The organism is Aurantimonas sp. DM33-3, from assembly GCF_014334315.1.
Taxonomy (GTDB): Bacteria; Pseudomonadota; Alphaproteobacteria; order Rhizobiales; family Rhizobiaceae; genus Aurantimonas; species Aurantimonas coralicida.
On record NZ_JACSGS010000018.1, the window covers coordinates 22,323 to 40,191 of the forward strand.

Sequence of the window (17,869 nt, forward strand, 5' to 3'; positions counted from 1 at the left end):
GTCAGCGGCCCTCCTTCTTGTCGGCGGCGACCTTCGGCGCCTTGGCCCGCGCCGCTTCCGACGCCGCGCGGGTCATGTCGGAGGCGTTGCGGAAGATGTCGGACTTGGCGATGTTCGCCCCGTCGATGCCGATGTCGGAGAGGAGGCTGTCGACGAAGGGCGCCTGGACGCGGTAGCGCAGGGCCGAGTTCATCACCTCGTCCGTCGGGCTCGGGCCCTGCCCCCCGCCGCCGCCACCGCTGGCGCCATTGCCGCTGCCGCCGCCATTCGCCCAGTCGAGGCCCTGTGTCCCCGACCCGCCGAGCTGCATGATGCGGATGTCGTTGATCTTCTCCAGCGGCTTGACGCTGGCCGCCACGATGCCTTCCACATGCTCCAGCATCTTGCGCTTGAACAGGCTGGCGCGGGCGCCGTCGGTGAGGACGTTCTCGGCCTCGTTGATGAGCTTCTGCGCCTCGGCCTCGACCGCGGCACGGATCTTCTCGGCCTCGGCGCCGATGCGCTTGCGCTCGGCTTCCAGCTCGGCGCCGGTCACGCCGACCGTCTTGGCACGGCGTGCGACCTCGCTCTCGGCCGTGGTCTTGACCTTCTCGCTGGCCTCGACGGCGCGGGCGCGGGCGTTCTCGGCCTCGACCGCGGCGGCGCTTTCATCCAGCGACTTGCGATACAGCGCGATGGTCTTTTCCATCGTCGCTTCCTCGACGGCCCGTTCGCGGGCGATCTCCAGCTTGCGGCGCTCGGCCTGATGGCCGATGCGGGCGTCGTCGAGACCCCGTTCCGAGGCGATCTTGGCGCGCTCGACCTCTTCCTGGCTGGCGATCTCGGCCTCGCGCAGCGCCTGCATGCGGGCGACCTCGAGCTGCTCCAGCACCTTGCGGCGCTCGAGCTTGCGGGAATCGAGGTCCTGCTCGGCGAGGATCTTCTCGGCATCGACCGTCTTGGCCTTGGAGACGCGGGCCGCCTCGATCGCCTCGTCGGCGGCGATCTGCGCGGCATCCATCGCCTTGTTGCGCTCGATCTCCAGCTCGCGGATGCGGCGGTCGCGGGCGATCTTCTCGGCCGTGGTCTCCGCCTCCTTCTCGATCCGCTGGCCCTCGACCAGGCGGCGCGAACTGATCTCGGCGGCCTCGATGGCCTCCTGATGCTCGATCTCGCGGGAGCGGATTTCCGTGTCCCGGTCGATGGCGGCGGCGCGGGTGCGCTTCTCCTCGGCGATCCGGGCCGTGGCGATCGCCTCCTGCGCCGTCACGCTGGCGACGTCCACGGCGCGGTTGCGGGCGATTTCGCGCTCGCGCATGTCCTGCTCGTAGGCGATGCGGTCGGCCGCGAGCTTCTTCTCCTTGGCGATGCGCTTGGCCTCGACAGCCTCCTGCTTGGCGGTGTCGGCAAAGGCCACCGCCTGTTCGCGGGCCAGATCGCGCTCCTTGGTGCGCTCCTCGCTCTCGATCCGCTCGACCGAGGTGCGAGCCTCGGTGGCGATCCGGGCCTTCTCCACCGCCTCGCGCGACGCGATCTCGGCCTCGTCGATGGCGCGGTTGCGGGCGATTTCGAGGCTGCGAACCCGCTCCTCCTGTCCGATACGCTCCTTGGCCGTGGCCTCGGCAGCCTCGATCTCGGCGGCGTCGAGCAGGCGGCGGCGGGCGATCTCCAGCGCACGGGTCTCCTGTTCGGAGGCGATCCGCTCGGCGGCGAGGGTCTTCTCGCGGGCGATCCTGGCCGCCTCGGTCGCCTGCTGCGAGGCGATCTCGGCCTCTTCCAGCGCCTTCTTGCGCTCGATCTCCAGCGAGCGGGTCTCGCGGTCGGAGGCGATGCGGGCGGCGCTGACGGCGCGTTCCTGGATGATGCGCAGCTTCTCTGCCGCTTCGCGGGCGGCGATCTCGGCCTCCTCGATGGCCAAATTGCGGGCGATCTCGCGTTCGCGCGTCGCGCGCTCCAGCGAGATGCGGGCCTCGCTGACCTCGTTCTCCTGTGCGATGCGGGCTTTTTCGACGCTCTCCTTCGCGCTGATCTCGGCCTCGTCCACGGCCCGCTTGCGGGCGATCTCGTTGGACTGGGTGTCCTGGTCCTTCTCGATGCGGGCGCGGGTCAGCTCGCGCTCCTGGGCGATGCGCGCCTTCTCGATGGCTTCGCGCGCCGCGATCTCGGCGGCGTCGGTGTCGCGCGTCGAGGTGATGCGGGTTTCCGACAGGACGCGCTCCTGCTGGATGCGGGCCTTTTCGATGGCCTCGCGCGTCGTGATCTCCGCTTCGTCGATGATGCGGGCCCGCTCGATCTCGTGCTGGCGGATCGTCTGTTCGGACGCGATGCGCGCTTCGGCGATGCTGCGCTCGTTGGAGATGCGGGCCTTCTCGATGGCCTCGCGGTTCAGGAGGGTGGCCTCCTCGCCCTCCTTCTCGCGTTCGGAGCGTTCGCGGGCCAGATCGGCGCGCTGCTGGGCGCGGCGGAACTCGATCTCGCGCTCCTGCTCCAGCCGGGCGTTCTCGCTGTCGCGCTCGATCCCCAGCGACTGCTTCTCGGCCTCCAGATTGCGGGCGCGGATCAGGAGGGAGGTTTCCTGCTCGATGTCGTTGCGCATCTTGCGCCGGCTCTCGATCGCCTCGATGACGCTCGTCAGACCCTCGGCGTCGAAGCGGTTCGAGGGATTGAAGAACTCGATCTCGGTCTGGTCGATGTCGAGGATCGCGACGCTTTCCAGTTCGAGCCCGTTCTTGTCGAGCCCCTCCTGCGCGGTGGCGATGACCCGGCGCACATAGTCGCCGCGATGCTCGTGCAGTTCCTCGATCGTCATCTCCGCGGCGACGGTGCGCAGCGCCGAGACGAACTTGCCCTCCAACAGCTGATGGATGCGTTCGGGCTCCAGCGTGCGCCGGCCGAGCGTCGAGGCGGCGAGCGTCACGCCCTCCCTGGTCTGGGCGACGCGGACATAGAAGGACGCCTCCACGTCGATCCGCAACCGGTCCTTGGTGATCAGGGCCCGCTCACGCTCGCGCGTGACGTTGAGGTCCATCGAGTTCATGTTGACGGGGGTGATGTCGTGGACGATCGGCCAGACGAAGGCGCCGCCGTCGATCACCACCTTCTCGCCGAGGAAACCGGTCCGCACAAAGGCGATTTCCTTGGTCGACCGCCGGTAGAGCCAATTCATCACCCAGTAGAGGATGAACACGACGATGACGGCCAGGATGAGCCAGAGGATGAGTTGTCCGATGAGTTCGCCGGTCATTACTGATCCCTCCCCGCTTCGGCCCTGCGGCCGATCATCTTGAACCGTCGCGTCTGCTCGGTGAGCGCGATTTCGGTCGGCAGCCGTTCCATCGAGGAAGCGCCGTAGAAGCCGTGGCAATTCGTGGTGTTGGCGAGGACGTATTCGGCGTCCTCGGGCTGGGCGACCGGGCCGCCATGGACGAGGACCAGCACGTCCGGATTGACCTCCAGCGCGGCCTTCGCCAGCCGGTCGGTCACCGCCGGCGCGTCCTGCAGCGCCACGCCGGTTTCCGCGCCGATCGCGCCGCCGGTGGTGAGGCCCAGATGCACGACGATGATGTCGGCACCGGCCGCCGCCATGGCGCGGGCATCGTCCTCGCAGAACACGTAAGGGGTCGTCAGCATGTCCCGCGCATTGGCGAGGCGGATCATCTCGACCTCCAGCGCGTAGGACATGCCGGTCTCTTCGAGATTGGCGCGGAAGCTGCCGTCGATCAGGCCGACGGTCGGAAAGTTCTGGACGCCGGAAAAGCCCGCCGCCTTCACCTCGTCGAGGAAGCGGTCCATCATCCGGAACGGGTCGGTGGCGCAGACGCCGGCCAGGACCGGCGTGCGCTTGACCACCGGCAGGACCTCGTTCCCCATCTCCAGGACGATGGCGTTGGCGTCGCCATAGGGCATCAGGCCGGCCAGCGAGCCGCGCCCGGCCATGCGGAACCGGCCGGAATTGTAGATGACGATGAGGTCGATGCCGCCGGCCTCCTCGCATTTGGCCGACAACCCGGTGCCGGCACCGCCGCCGACGATGGGCTCGCCCGCGTCGCGCATGGCGCGAAATCTCGTCATCAGGGTCTGGCGGTCGTGCATGGTCAGGCTCTCCGGGACAGTTTCGACGGGCTTTGCGGGCGCGAATGCAGGCTTCGGAAGCTGCGCAGGATCTCCGCCGCGAAGGCCGGGTCGTTGATGTTGTGGGGGACGCGAACGAGCTTGCGGGACGCGGTCTGACGCACCGTTTCTTCCAGCGCGGCAAACAGCGCGCGGTCGGCGGCCGGGTCCCAGAAGGTCTGGCCGGGCGCATCGAGCGCCGAGACGCCGCCCTCGGGCAGGTAGAACCGCACCGGACCGTTCATGCGGTTGAGCTTCTCGCCGATGAAGCGGCCCATCTCGGCGTTTTCCGCCGGTGTCGTCCGCATCAGGGTGATCTGCGGATTGTGCTCGTAGAACAGCCGGTCGCGATAGCGCTCGGGCACCGTCTCGGGGGCGTTGAAATTGACCATGTCGAGGGCGCCGCAGGCGCCGATATAGGGCTGTCCGCTGGCGATCATCGCGTCGAACCGGGTTTCGTCGGCCGCGAAGACGCCGCCGGCGACCATGTCGCAGATCTCGGTGGTGGTCAGGTCGAGGACGGCGCCGAGCATGCCGCTCGCCACGAGCTTTTCCATGGTCCGCCCGCCGGTGCCTGTGGCGTGGAAGACGAGGCAGTCATAATCGGCTTCCAGCTCCTTCACGACGGCCTGGACGCAGGTCGTGGTGACCCCGAACATGGTCAGGCCCACCGTCGGGCGGTCGGCCGCCGGGGCAGCGCTCGCCCGCGCCTTCACCATGCCGGCGACGGCGTTGGCGGCATTGGCCAGAACCTGCCGGGTGATCGTGTTGAGCCCCTGCACGTCGGCGACGGACGGCATCAGGGTGATGTCGGAGGCGCCGACATATTGCGCGGTGTTGCCGGAGGCGACGGTCGAGACGACGAGCTTGGGAACGCCGACGGGAAGGCTGCGGAAGGCCGGCGCCACCAGGGCCGTGCCGCCCGATCCGCCGGCGGCCAGCAGCCCGGCGACGTCGGTCTGGGCCTGCATCCAGCGCTCGAAGGCGAGGGTCATGCCGGCCACGGCACTCCCCCGGTCGCCGGTGAAGACGCCCGCCGCGCCGCGCGGATGGTGGCCCGCCACGACATTGGGCGGCGTGTCGGCGCCCGACGGCTTGCCGCTGGTCGACAAATCGACCATGGCGACGCGCAGTCCGGCAGCCTTGACGATGTCGCGCATGTAGCGCAGCTCGGCGCCCTTGGTGTCGAGCGTCCCGCAGACATAGACGGTGCCGCCCCGCGTCGCCGCGGGCGCCATCGGGCGGCCTGCCGTGGTCGGGGTCTCGGCCGGCTTGGTGACGGTGCGCGCGGCGCGCTCGATGACGTGGACCGGCACGTTCACCGACCAGCGGGTCGGGAGCTTCGGATTGGACAGGTAGATGCGGACCGGGCCGCTCTCGGCCGGCGTCGCGGCCTCGCGGCGCGGGGCATCGGGCCCCGACGTCTCGTCATGGGCGTGGCGGCCGACGCCGAGAAGCGCCTGCTGCAGGTCGCGGTCGGCGGCGAGAACGCTCGCCTCCATCACCCGGTCGACCTTGCCGTTGATCATGATCGCGACGCGGTCGGCGACGGAACAGGCAACGCCGATATTCTGCTCGATCACCAGGACGTCGATGTCGCCTTCCTCACCGAGCCGCACCAGCATTTCGGCGACCTGGTTGACGATCACCGGGGCAAGGCCCTCGGTCGGCTCGTCCATCACCAGAAGGCGAGGGTTGAGGAGCAGCGCCCGGCCGATGGCGAGCATCTGCTGTTCGCCGCCGGACAATTGCCCGCCGCCATTGCTGCGGCGCTCGGCCAGGCGCGGAAACACCGAATAGATGCGTTCGGGCGTCCAGGCGCCGCCCTTGCTCGCGACGAGCTGCAGATGCTCGTCGACCGTCAGCGACCGCCACAAGCGGCGCCCCTGCGGCACGTAGCCGACGCCCATGCGGGCGATCTCGGCCGGGGTGCGTCCGGCAATGGCCTGCCCGGCCAGCGCGATCGACCCGGCGCGCACCGGCACCAGGCCCATGATCGCCTTGCACAGGGTGGTCTTGCCCATGCCGTTGCGGCCGACGACCGACAGGATGCCGCCGCCGATGCGCAGGTTCACGCCCTGCAGGGCGTGGCTGTGGCCGTAATAGACGTTGAGGTCGCGGACCTCGAGGATGGGCGTACCCTCAGCCATGCCCGCCTCCGAGATACAGCGCCTGGACCTCGGGATCGTCCTCGATCTCGGCCGGCTTGCCTTCCTTGAAGACACGGCCGTTGTGCATCATCGTGACCCGCTCGCTGACCCTGAGGGCCACGTCCATGTCGTGCTCGATGATGATGAAGCCGACATGGCCCGGCAGGCCGGTCAGGATGCCGATCAGTTCGCGCCGCTCGGTCGGCGACAGGCCGGCGGCGGGCTCGTCGAACAGGATGAAGCGCGGCGCCCCCGACAGCGCCATGGCGATCTCCAGCTGGCGCTGCTGGCCGTAGCTGAGATCGGCCACGGTCTGGTCCATCACGTCGCCGAGATTGACCGTGCGCACGAGATCCTCGGCGGTCGCCACCAGCGCGTCGCGGTTGCCCGGTCGGCGAAACGAGAACCGGCCGCGCGAGACGCCGCGGCAAGCCAGATAGACATTGTCCCGGACGCTCAGCCCGCTGAACAGCAGCGAGATCTGATAGGTGCGCCGCAGGCCGCGCCGGATCCGCTCCTGGGCGGGAAACTCGGTCACGTCCTCGCCGAAAAAGCGGATCGCGCCGGTGGTCGGCGGAAAATCGCCGGTGATGCAGTTGAACAGGGTGGTCTTGCCGGCGCCGTTCGAGCCGAGCACCGCGTGGCGCTCGCCGGGGCGCACCTTCAGGTCGATGCCGCCCAACGCCTCCAGGGCGCCGAAGCGTTTCGAGACGCCGCGCAGTTCGAGGGCGTAGTCGTCGCTGGCGCCGCGCGAGGGTGCGGCGGTGCTCATGGCGCCTGCCTCCGGTCGGTGCCGGTCAGCGGATCGCGATTGCGGTTCTCGCGGAACTTGTCCCACATGCCGAGGAATCCGTCGGGCGAGAAGAACACCACGACCAGGAAGCCGATGCCGACCAGGAGCTGGAAGCGTTCGCCGGACAGGCCAAGCGAGATCAGGACGTCGGTGGAGAAGGTCTTCAGAAGCACGTAGATCAGCGCGCCGATGAAGGCTCCGATCGGATGGCGCAAGCCGCCGACGACCGCGATGACGAGGATGTCGATGGCCGGCTGGATGCCGACCGTGCCGGGCGAGATCTGCTGGCTCTGCCAGGTCAGGAGGATGCCGCCGACGCCGGCGATCAGCCCGGCAAAGGCATAGGCCGCGACCCGGTGCGCGGTAACGTTGTAGCCGAGCGCCGCCATCCGGCGCGGATTGTCGCGCACGCCCTGCAAGGCCAGGCCGAAGGGCGCGCGGCTGATGTAGAGGACGGCGAAATAGCCCACCGCCGCCCAGAACAGCGACAGATAGTAGAACGGCACCGACTCGCGCCAGTTCACCCCGAACAGCTGCGGCGGCAGCACCGAGTTGAAGCCCGAGAAGCCGTTGAAGACGTCGAAGTTCTGGCGGGTGAAGTAGAAGAACGCCGCCGCGATGGCGAGGGTGATCATGATCGTGTAGATGCCCTCGGTCCGCACGGCGAGCCAGCCGACCGCGGTGGAGAACAGCATGGTGATCGCCAGCGCCAGCGGGATCACCACCCACCAGGGCCAGCCCTGCGAGACCGCGCTGACGCCGCTCACGCCGAAGATCGCGACGAGGTAGCCGGCCAGTCCGGCGAAGGACATCTGCGCCAGGCTGACCATGCCGCCATAGCCGGCGAGGAACATCAGGCTCAGGGCGATGAGGCCGAGGACGAAGGCCCAGCCCATGATCTGGAACAGGAAGAAGCCCGAGGCAAAGGCCGGCATCACCAGAAGCAGCAACCCGACCACCCAGTAGGCCGCGGGGACCCGCTCGAGGCCCGAGGGCCGAGCCGTGACGGAGGGCCTGTCGATCGCCACCATCTAGGCGCGCCCCATAAGGCCGTAGGGGCGGAAGGCCAGCACTACGACCATGATCAGGAAGGTCAGCACCACCGCGTAGGTCGGAAAGTAGACCGAGCCGAACTGCTCAGCCATGCCGATCAGCAGGGCCCCGAGGGCGGCGCCGGGGATCGAGCCCATGCCGCCGACGATGACGACGACGAGGGAGGCGAGGAGAAACCGCGTATCCTCGCCCGGCGCGACCGACTGGAAGGTGCCGCCCACCACCCCGGCGACCCCGGCAAGGCCGGCCCCGAAGGCGAAGACACAGGCGAAAACGAGCTGGATGCGCACGCCGGTCGCCGACAGCATGTCGCGATCGTCGACGCCGGCGCGCACCAGCATGCCGATCCGGGTCCGGTTGAGCATCAGCCACATGGCGAGGCCGACGACCACGGCGGCGAGGAAGATGACGATGCGCACGGACGGATAGCGCAGGAAGATCAACTCGCCGCGCCGGTCGTAGCCGGTGGTGAAGAAGGTATCGAGCGGCCCGGAGAGCCATTGCGGCGGGGTGATGTTGTAGAAATCGCCGCCGAAGCTCCACAGCATCAGGTCGGCCAGCACGATGGAGATGCCGATGGTCACGAGGGTCTGGCGCAGATCCTCGCCCTCCATCCGGCGGAAGACGAAGATCTGCATCAGAACGCCAATCAGGCCGACGATGATGAAGGCCACCGGGAAGGCCAGCAGCCACCAGCCGGTGATGTCGGCGGTGTAGAAGCCGACATAGCCGCCGATCAGGTAGAGCGAGCCATGGGCGAGATTGACGTTGCGCATCAGCCCGAAGATCAGGGTGAAGCCCGACGCGACGAGGAAGTAGAGCCCGCCGAGGGTGACGCCGTTGAACAGCGCGTTGAGGAAGATCTTCTTGCGGCCGATGACGTCTTCGAGGCCCTCGGGCCAGACGGCGAAGATCGCCCACAGGAGGACGACCGCCACGATTGCCAGGATCGCGGTCCAGATCGGATGCCGGGTCGCAAAGACCCTCACGTCTCGGCCCTCCGGCCGGTCCGTGCCTGGCAAACCTCAGGTCGCGTCACAAAGATCACGGCTCATCTCCCCCGAGCCAGTGGCTCTTCAGGGACAGATGCTAGTTCGGGCGGGGGCTCGGCGGCATACCCGATAGTCTGGTGCGGTCCCCCATCATCGGAAAAGCGCCCGACGTCACATGCGCCACCCGGCGGTATTCGCTCGGCGCGATGCCGACATTGGAGGAGAAGAACCGGGTGAAGCTCGCCTGACTGGAAAAGCCGAGATCGAAGGCGATGTCGGTCACCGATTTGGGCGTGCTCAGAAGGTCCGAAATGGCGTTTTCGGAGCGCAGCGTGTTGATGTAGACATTCGGCGTCACGCCCATGAACTGCTTGAACAGCTTGAAGAAATGCGGGCGCGACAGGCCGACGGAGCGGGCGACCTCGTCGATCGGCATCTCCTCGCCGACCTTCTCCTGGATCAACCGCAGCGAGCGGCGCACGCGAAAGTCGGAGAACCGGCGCAGGGCCGAGGGGCGGCGGCCGTGGCGCTGGTCCCAGGACAGGCTGAAGCACTCCTGCGTCAGGGTGAACAGCAATTCGTCGAACGCCATGGCGTTCTCGTTGCCCATCAACAGGACGGTGATCCGGGTCAGCAATTCGCGCTGCCTCTGGTTGAGGGTCAGCCGCGACCGGCCGAAGGACAGCGAGAACTCCGCCATGTCGCTGTTTTCCAGGAACCACATCGGCTTGATGTAGAGAACGAGGCAGATGTTGATCCGGCCTTCCGGCACGTGGAAGGAGTGCGGCTCCCACGGGCTGACCGCGACGGCATGGCCGGGTGTCAGGTCGCTGCGCGCATTGTGCACCATCAGGCTGGCGGCATCGCCGCCCACGTAGAACACCAGATGCCCCTCGCGATGGGCATGGGTGGTGATGGTGCGATCAAGCTCGTACAGCGCGGCACGGCCGAAGGCGCCGTGACACACCGCGATAGCATGGCTCATTTCGTGATCCTCCCGATCAACGACGGCCGCGCGGCTTCTCCCTCCGCTTCGACCGGCCAATTATCGGGCCATGTTCCGCGCGGCCAGACAAGTTCGAAGAACAAAGAAACAGTCTTTGCGGTATACAGCGCACGCCGGCCGCGAGTGCTTCAAACGTGCCTAAGAGGCGGTGTAGGCCGTCTTCACGCTGCTGTAGAATTCCGCTGCGAAGGCCCCCTGCTCGCGCGGCCCGAAGCTCGAGGCGCGCGTTCCGCCGAACGGCACGTGATAGTCGACGCCGGCCGTCGGCAGATTGACCATGACCATTCCGGCACGCGCGTTGCGCTTGAAATCGCTGGCGTATTTCAGGCTCTCGGTACAGATGCCGGCGCACAGCCCGAAATCGGTCTCGTTGGCGGTCGCCAGCGCCTCGTCATAGTCGCGCACCCGGATGACGGAGGCGACGGGACCGAACACCTCCTCGCGATTGATGGCCATGTCGCTGGTCGTTTCGGTGATCAGGGCCGGCGACAGGAAGAAGCCCTCCGTCGCCTGCGTCACCCGGTCACCCCCGACCCTGAGGCTGCCGCCCTGGGCTCGTGCGCGGGCGATGGCCGCCTCGTCGATACGAAGCTGCGCTTCGTCGACCACAGGCCCGATGTCGGTGCCGTCCTCCAGCGCATGGCCGGTGCGCAGCCCGGCAAGGCGCTCGGCGACCGCGCTGACGAAACGGTCGTGGATGCGCTCGGTCACGATCAGCCGCGACGAGGCGGTACAGCGCTGCCCGGTGGAGAAATAGGCGCCGTCCACGGCCGCCGCGACGGCGCGGTCGAGATCGGCATCGTCGAGGACGACGAGCGGGTTCTTGCCGCCCATTTCCAGCTGCACCTTGCGCTGCAACGGCGCGCTGGCGGCCATGACCCGCGCGCCGGTCGCCTGCGAGCCGGTGAAGCTGATCGCATCGACGCGGGCGTCGTCCAGCATTGTCTGCCCGACGACGGAGCCGGGACCGGTCAACAGATTCAGGACGCCGGCCGGCAATCCGGCGCGCTGCAGAATATCGGCCAGCGCCCAGGCGCAGCCGGGCGCCAGTTCGGCGGGCTTGAACACCACCGTGTTGCCCCAGGCGAGCGCCGGCGCGATCTTCCAGGCCGGGATCGCCATCGGGAAGTTCCACGGCGTGATGATGCCGACGACGCCCACCGGCTCGCGGGTGATCTCGATATTCACGCCGGGACGGACCGACGGCAGGAACTGGCCGCCGGTGCGCAGCGGCTCGCCGGCGAAATAGCGCAGGATGCGACCGGCCCGCGCCACTTCGGCGATGGCATCGCGCAGGACCTTGCCCTCTTCGCGGGCCAGCAGGCGGCCGAGTTCGTCGGCCCGGCGCAGCACCTCCTCGCCCGCCCGGTGCAGGATGTCGGACCGGGTCTGCGGATCGGTGCGACCCCAGGCGGGTGCGGCGGCGGTCGCCGCGGCGATGGCGGCCTCCGCCTCGGACCGGCCGGCCTGGGCATGGACATCGACGATGTCGGAGACGTCGGACGGGTTCACATTGGGCAAGCCGTGGGAGGTCGTGACCCATTCCCCGCCGATCAGCAGCGGCTTCAAAAGACCCCCTCCAGCACCGTGCGGGCAGCGCCTTTCGGCAGGATGTCGGCGCGCTCGGCCTCGGACACCGCCTCGTCGAGATCGTCCGGCGTCAGCCCGAGATCCGACAGGCGCGGCACGAGGATGGGGATCGCGCCGAGATAGGCCGACAGCCGCTCGGTCGCGGCGCCCTCGCGCCGATCCGCGCCGGCACCGATCATCCGGCCGAGGAGATCGGTGCGCTCGACTTCCGCCTCCATCGCCGCCAGCGCTCCCGGCAGGAGCAGCCGCGCGGCGGCCAGCGCATCGAGGCCGGAATGCTGGGCGGCCAGCACCACCGCCAGCATCTGGGCCGGGCCCAGCCCCTTCTGCTGGCTCAGCGCGGCATTGAGGCCGGCGGCCATCAGCTCGCGGCTGACCGTGACGTCGGGGGCCGCCGCGAGCCGCGGCAGATTGGCGACGCTACGGCTGAAGGCGTCGAGCGCCATGCCGTCGGCGGTCGGATTGTAGGTGGAGGCCAGATAGGATTCGAGACTGCGCACCAGGCTGCGCAGGGCCGAGCGCAGATTGTCCTCAGCACCGGCCGACAGGATCAGCGTCGGATCGCAGATCAGGACGTCGGGCAGGCCGCTGCGCCAGCTTTCGACATTGCGCCGGCAGGGGTCGGGCAGGCCGTCGATGCCCGGCACGGCATAGAGCTTGGGCCGCGGCCCGAATTGCGACAGCATCTTGCGGGCCTTGCGGCCGAGCTCGATCGCCCGGGCCGCCCCGAAGGCGATGATGGTGTCGACGCGCTGGCCGGCGAACTGCTCGCACAGGGCCACGGCGGCGGTCGACAGGTCGGCCGTTTCGGCGAGATCGAAGGACAGGATGTCGGTTGCGACCGGCAGGCCGGACAGGATGACCTCGCGGCTCTCGGCGGCGCCGGGCGCGTCGGGGACGATCAGCAGCGGTGCGAGCAGCGCCATGCTCTCGATCTCCGAATGCAGCGCCTCGGCGAGAACGGCGTCGGCAAAGTGCACGCGCGTGGGATAGGTGATGAGCGTCATTGCCCCGGCCGATGCGATATGTCGGGAAGACGGCGGCCCGGGCGCATGCGCACCCGGGCCGCTGGCTCTCGCGTCAGTAGGACTTCTGACAGGCCGGAACGTCGCGGCTCGGCAGGCCGATGGCATCGAAGGCGGCCCGCTCGATGCCCAGCGTCTGGTTCACGTCGTCGACCTTGCGGACCATCTTGTTGGCCAGCGTGCCGTCATCGAGTTCCACCACTTCAGTCACGAAGTTCGCGCCGATCGCCTGGCGGTTCTCGTCGAGGGTGATGTCGCCGTTCGGCGCCTCGAGCTTGAGGTTCGACAGGCAGTCGCGGAACTTCGTCTGGCCGTCGGAGAGGTCGCCCTCGACCGTGCTGAGGCACTGCAGCGCCGCGCTGGTGGCGTTGTAGTAGCCGGTCGCGAACAGCGACGGGGTCGGGAAGCGATCGCTCTCGGGGAAGCTGTCCTGATAGAGCTTCACCCATTCCTGCCAGCGCGGATCGTCCCAGGTGTCGGCCTGCGGGCCGGAGGACGGGACCCCGATCAGGGCCTGCTTGGCGCTGCCTTCCGACGACAGCACCGATCCGTCGACCATGATCGAGCCGCCGATGAGGTTCGCCTGGCCGCCGGCCTGCTGATACTGGTTGAGGAAGTTGACGGCGTCGCCGCCGCCCAGGCCCAGATAGATGGCGTCCACGTCGTCGGGCAGCGCCGCGATGATCGAGCCGAAATCCTTGGTGCCCAGCGGCACCCAGAACCGGTCGGTGATCTCGCCGCCGGCCCGGCAGAACTCGGTCACGAAGCCGAAGACCTGAGTATAGATGAAGGAATAGTCCTCGCCGATGGTGGCGACGTATTTGTAGTCCTTCTCGTTGAAGACGTATTCGCCGAGACCCGCGGACCATTGCGCGCCGTCGATGTTGAAGCGGAAGAAGTTCTCGGACGGCGTGACGTAGGTGGTCTCCATAGCGCCGGAGATGCCGTTGATGAAGGTGACGTCCGGCCGGGTCTTGGAATAGTCGCGGATCGCAATGCCCTCGGAGCCGGACAAGGGCCCGATGACGATGTCGACGCCGTCCTGGTCGACCAGCTTGCGGGCGCCGCGGGTGGCGCTGTCCGGCGTGGTGTCGGTGGACTGGGTGATGACCTCGATCTTGCGGCCACCGGCCTGGTAGTCGGCCGCCTTCAGCGCCGCCTCCAGGCCGCGCACGCCGTCCTGGCCCGGCACGGTATAGGTCCCTTCGAGCGTTACCAGCACGCCGATCTTGACCGGTTCGGAACTATCCTGCGCCACAGCCTGCGTTGCGCCCGCGGCAAGCAGGGCGAGTGTCGATAAACCGCACATCCATGTAGTTTTCATCTGTTATCCTCCCATAGACTTCGGTCCGCACCACGCCGCTCCTGAGACGGGCCGCCCGAATGCCAAGCCTGACCGAGCCGGCCGAAAGACCGATCACCGGAAGTGCGCTGGCGTATCCTGTGATCTTTTTTTTGCGCCTTGGCGCTTACTGTCGGTCCGCCGGGTCACGCTGCGACAGGCCGCCGAGGCGCAGGCCGAGCACCAGCGCGCCGCCGACCGCGACGAGGGCGGCGATCATCAGCGTCTGCTGCCAGACCGGCCCGTCCGACGGGAGGGTCGAGACAATGCGGATCAGGGCGCCCGCGACACCCAGCGCGAGCGCTTCGAACAGCCCGTCGAGACGCCGCGAGAACAACAAGGCGGCGACGCGGAAGGCGGCGACCAGCATCAGCGTCTGCCCCAGAAGCGCCAGCGCCGGCGTACAGCGGATCATGTTGCCGAGGCTCGTGGCGTCCGCGACGCAGACGCCGTCGGTGAACAGCAGCATGTAGAGCTTGAGGATCAGCGCGATGGCGAGGCCCAGGCCCAAGAGCATCTGGCAGACCACGAGGACGATCTGGGCCGGGCGCTCGAAGGCGCGATAGAGCGACAGGGCCGCCGGCGTGGGCTGGCGGGGTTCCACGTCGCGCTCGTCGTCGCGCCACCGCTCGTCCTGCATGCTTTCGCCCCTCCGTGCCGATACCGGCCAAGGGTCCTCGCCCGGTCGCATAGGCTCAAGCCCGGCGCGCGGCATGCCGTACCCAGGCGTCTGATAAAACGCGTCCGTCTGGCCAGTGGGCGGGAAGGTCGGCCCGCCTCCGCGTTCCGGCATCGCGCCACACGATCGCGCGAGCGGCGGCATCGGCGCTGGTCCGGCAGAGGGTTCGGCAGGCATAATGATCGGCGCGCGGTTGCCGCAGATCAGCGGGCTGCGATCGAGGGAGTGGTGCCGGTTTGGGTTTGCGAGCGACGACAGATGCGGGACGCCCCTGCGCGGAGGGTATCGGCAGCAGGCGCCCGGCGCGGCGCGCGACAGGCTGGCCGGCAGTGGCCCGCGCATGGGGATGCCGCGTGGTCGCGGCGGGGATCGCGGTGGCGATGATGGCAGGGGCCGCTCCTGCCGCGCCGGCCTGTTCCGGGGAGCCGCGCTTGCAGATCAATGGCGTCAATCTGATCCGCACCGAGAATGCGCCCTTCGGGTCGCCGGCCAGCCGCGAGAGCCTCGCCCGGCTGGTAAAGCTCGGCGCCGACAACGTGGCGATCGTGCCGTTCCTCTGGCAGCCGGGGCCTGACGATCCGCAAATCGGGCTCGGGTCCGACATGAGCCTCGACGAGCTGCGCGTAGCGATCGCGGCGGCGCAGGCGGCGGGGCTCGACGCCTTCGTCAAGCCGCATGTGTGGGTGCCGCAGACATGGGCCGGCGCCATATCGATGCCCGACGATGCGGCGTGGACCACCTGGTTCGGCCATTACCGCACGGCGCTGATCGACATTGCCCAGGTGGCGGCGGATGCGGGCGCCACCTCCCTCGCCGTCGGCACCGAGCTGGTGCAATCCACCGGCCGGCCGGAATGGCCTGGGCTGATTGCGGAGATCAGGGCGATCTTCCCCGGCACGCTCGTCTATGTCGCCCACAATGCCGACGAGGCCGAGACGGTGCCGTTCTGGGCGCAGCTCGACCGGATCGGCGTCAGCCTCTATCCGCCGCTCGGCGCCGACGATGCGCGCCAGGACTGGGCGGCGGCGATGGCCGACCAGCTCGACCGCATCGCGGCCGTGTCACGGAAGAGCGGGCGGAAGGTCTGGGTGGCGGAGTACGGATTGCGGTCGGCCGTGGGCGCCGCGGCCAAGCCGTGGGAGAGCGCCGAGGAACGCGACGCGGCGCCCGACGACGTCCTGCAGGCGAGAGTGATCGCCGAGTGGCACTGCCAGTTCGACCCGGCCGTCGTCGAAGGCGCCTGGGTCTGGCGGTGGTTCACCGATCCCGACGCAGGCGGGCGGACCGACACCGATTTCACGGTGCAGGGGAAACTCGCCGAAGGCGTGCTGTTCTGCCAGTGGCGCGGCGGCTGCTGAGCCGCCGGACGGCTCAGAACCGGTGCCAGACAGCGGCGACGAGACCGCGTTCGCGCAGGGCGTTCTCGCCGGCGATGGTGGCGACACCGCCGAGCTGCAGCGACCAGCTTTCATTGACGTCCCAGACGCCGCTGAGCTGCAGCTTGTGTTCGCTGCCGCTGACGAAGAACGATTTCTCGCTGCCGTCGCCGATCGAGTTGAACGACTGGACCAGAAGCAGGAGATCGTCGGCCGGACGGGTGCCGAAGGTCACGTCGGCCTTGAACTCGCTCGGCGGGTCGCCGAAGCGGGCGCGATAGCCGAGCTGGACGTCGAGGAAGGACGACCAGCTTCCGATGCCGAAGGAGCGGCCGTAGAGCATCCGCATGTCGAGCTCGGGATCGGTGTTGCCGATGGAGGCCGGATCGTCGTCGTCAAAGGTGCCCGGGATGCGGGCGACAACCTGTCCCGACAGCACCGAGACATCGTCGGACCACAGCCTGACGCGGCCGCCCAGCTCGGAATAGCCGAGCCCGAAGCGCGAGGCGTCGGTGGGCTGGCCGATATCGACCGACTGGATCTGCGGCTGCAGGATCGCCGTCACCGCGTCGGTGATGCCGTATTCGATCAGCGTGTTCAGCTCGAACTTGCGATAGTCGGGAATATCGACGGCGTTGCCATCGTCGTCGAAGCCCTTGGGCGAATCCGTATAGGTGCCCGAGACGATGATTTGACCGTGGCCCTTCGCCTGGGTCCAGGCGCCGGCATTTGCCGCGGCCGTACCGGCTCCAACAACCGCGGCGGCGAGCAGCGCGCGCAGGGCGACCGCGCCGATCATGGGACGAGCAGCGCGGTGCGGGTGACGACGCGGTCGCCGCCATCCTCCGCGGCCCGCTCGGCCGCGGCGATCGCGTCCGCGACCACGTCGCGCGGGGTCTGCTCGCGCCCGTCGGAGATGACCGTGCCGACGCTCAAGGTCGTGCCGGTGCCGGCGACGCCGGAGCGCGCGCGTGCGGCGAGCTCCGCCAGTTCGGCCTCGGAGCAGTTTCTTGCAAAGGCGACGAAGATGCCGTCGTCGTAATGCGCCAGATGGTCGCCGATGCGAGCCGGCAGCGCCTGCAGGACACGTGCGGTGCTCTTGATCAGATCGCGGGCCGCCTGTTCGCCGTCGCGGACGCGCAGCCGGTCCAGATCGTCGATCTGCCAGGCCAGCGCCCCGAAGCGGGGCACGTCGGCGGCGGGGGCCCGCTGGACGAGCGCCTCGAAGGGTTCCCAGCCGAGAAGACCGGTCAGAGGATCGACAAAGGTCAGGGCACTGGCGGCCCTGCCGGCTTCCGGCCCGCGCCCGGTTTCCAGAAGCTCGGCCTCGCGGGCCTGGCGCAGATCGCGCTCGCCGCGCAGGCGGGCGATGCTGCGCACACGCGCCAGCAGCTCGAGCCGATGGATCGGCTTTGTGACGTAGTCGTTCGCGCCGGCGATGAAGGCCTGGGAAAGGGAGTCGGAATCACTGAGGGAGCTGACCATCAGGATCGGCAGATCCTGGTGCCGGGCATCGGCGCGGATGCGCGCACAGACTTCGATGCCGTCCATGCCGGGCATCATGACGTCGAGCAGCACGAGGTCGAAGGCGTCATCCGACCCGCTGCCGCCCTGCGCCAGACGATCCAGCCCCTCCTGCCCGGAGGTGGCGAAGGTCAGATCCTCGTAGCCGCCGGACGACAGGGTGACGGCCATGATGTCCCGGGCATCCTCGGAATCGTCGACCACCAGTATGCGCATCACTTCCCCCTTCAACGCGCCCGGCCCGTCCCGA

At 68.6% G+C, this 17,869-nt stretch carries 14 protein-coding genes; 1 reads left to right on the forward strand and 13 read right to left on the reverse strand.

Annotation, left to right across the window (positions count from 1 at the left end; genetic code table 11):
- Nucleotide 1 precedes the first annotated feature (1 nt).
- The 11 genes from H9Q09_RS19130 to H9Q09_RS19180 all read right to left on the reverse strand — a co-directional run bounded on the left by H9Q09_RS19130 (nucleotide 2) and on the right by H9Q09_RS19180 (nucleotide 14,680).
- The gene (locus H9Q09_RS19130; RefSeq protein WP_187392359.1) at nucleotides 2–3,223 is read right to left on the reverse strand and encodes a flotillin family protein; all 3,222 of its coding nucleotides are present in this window, start codon (nucleotides 3,221–3,223) and stop codon (nucleotides 2–4) included.
- Nucleotides 3,223–4,050 carry a phosphoenolpyruvate hydrolase family protein gene (locus H9Q09_RS19135; protein ID WP_246716238.1) on the reverse strand — a complete coding sequence of 276 codons (828 nt, stop codon included), beginning with the start codon at nucleotides 4,048–4,050 and terminating at the stop codon, nucleotides 3,223–3,225. Before H9Q09_RS19135 ends, H9Q09_RS19130 begins: the two co-directional genes overlap by 1 nt.
- Before the next feature lie 23 nt (nucleotides 4,051–4,073).
- Nucleotides 4,074–6,239 (reverse strand): ABC transporter permease, encoded by a 2,166-nt coding sequence (locus H9Q09_RS19140; RefSeq protein WP_187392361.1) that lies wholly within the window; start codon nucleotides 6,237–6,239, stop codon nucleotides 4,074–4,076.
- Entirely contained in the window at nucleotides 6,232–7,011 is a 780-nt protein-coding gene (locus H9Q09_RS19145) for an ABC transporter ATP-binding protein (RefSeq protein ID WP_187392362.1), read from the reverse strand. The genes H9Q09_RS19140 and H9Q09_RS19145 overlap by 8 nt, the downstream gene beginning before the upstream one ends.
- A complete protein-coding gene (locus H9Q09_RS19150; protein ID WP_187392363.1) occupies nucleotides 7,008–8,063 on the reverse strand; it encodes a branched-chain amino acid ABC transporter permease in 1,056 nt (351 codons plus the stop codon). Before H9Q09_RS19150 ends, H9Q09_RS19145 begins: the two co-directional genes overlap by 4 nt.
- On the reverse strand, nucleotides 8,064–9,047 hold the full coding sequence (locus H9Q09_RS19155; protein ID WP_348646334.1) for a branched-chain amino acid ABC transporter permease: 984 nt from the start codon (nucleotides 9,045–9,047) through the stop codon (nucleotides 8,064–8,066).
- A gap of 127 nt (nucleotides 9,048–9,174) precedes the next feature.
- On the reverse strand, nucleotides 9,175–10,062 hold the full coding sequence (locus tag H9Q09_RS19160) for an AraC family transcriptional regulator (RefSeq protein ID WP_024350895.1): 888 nt from the start codon (nucleotides 10,060–10,062) through the stop codon (nucleotides 9,175–9,177).
- A 159-nt stretch (nucleotides 10,063–10,221) separates the two neighbouring features.
- Nucleotides 10,222–11,652 carry an aldehyde dehydrogenase family protein gene (locus tag H9Q09_RS19165; RefSeq protein ID WP_187392365.1) on the reverse strand — a complete coding sequence of 477 codons (1,431 nt, stop codon included), beginning with the start codon at nucleotides 11,650–11,652 and terminating at the stop codon, nucleotides 10,222–10,224.
- Nucleotides 11,649–12,680, reverse strand: a complete 1,032-nt coding sequence (locus H9Q09_RS19170) for an iron-containing alcohol dehydrogenase (protein WP_187392366.1) — start codon at nucleotides 12,678–12,680, stop codon at nucleotides 11,649–11,651. Before H9Q09_RS19170 ends, H9Q09_RS19165 begins: the two co-directional genes overlap by 4 nt.
- A 73-nt stretch (nucleotides 12,681–12,753) precedes the next feature.
- Nucleotides 12,754–14,022: an ABC transporter substrate-binding protein gene (locus H9Q09_RS19175; RefSeq protein WP_187392367.1), complete on the reverse strand. Its 1,269-nt coding sequence runs from the start codon at nucleotides 14,020–14,022 to the stop codon at nucleotides 12,754–12,756.
- 145 nt (nucleotides 14,023–14,167) lie between these two features.
- The gene (locus H9Q09_RS19180) at nucleotides 14,168–14,680 is read right to left on the reverse strand and encodes a hypothetical protein (RefSeq protein WP_187392368.1); all 513 of its coding nucleotides are present in this window, start codon (nucleotides 14,678–14,680) and stop codon (nucleotides 14,168–14,170) included.
- Between the two features lie 470 nt (nucleotides 14,681–15,150).
- Here H9Q09_RS19180 and H9Q09_RS19185 point away from each other — a divergent pair, with 470 nt between their 5' ends.
- Nucleotides 15,151–16,077: a glycosidase-like protein gene (locus tag H9Q09_RS19185; RefSeq protein ID WP_187392369.1), complete on the forward strand. Its 927-nt coding sequence runs from the start codon at nucleotides 15,151–15,153 to the stop codon at nucleotides 16,075–16,077.
- A 13-nt stretch (nucleotides 16,078–16,090) separates the two neighbouring features.
- Here the strand turns inward: H9Q09_RS19185 and H9Q09_RS19190 are convergent, their stop codons facing one another.
- The gene (locus H9Q09_RS19190) at nucleotides 16,091–16,894 is read right to left on the reverse strand and encodes a hypothetical protein (RefSeq protein ID WP_187392370.1); all 804 of its coding nucleotides are present in this window, start codon (nucleotides 16,892–16,894) and stop codon (nucleotides 16,091–16,093) included.
- On the reverse strand, nucleotides 16,891–17,835 hold the full coding sequence (locus tag H9Q09_RS19195; RefSeq protein ID WP_187392371.1) for a response regulator: 945 nt from the start codon (nucleotides 17,833–17,835) through the stop codon (nucleotides 16,891–16,893). Before H9Q09_RS19195 ends, H9Q09_RS19190 begins: the two co-directional genes overlap by 4 nt.
- Between the last annotated feature and the right edge of the window lie 34 nt (nucleotides 17,836–17,869).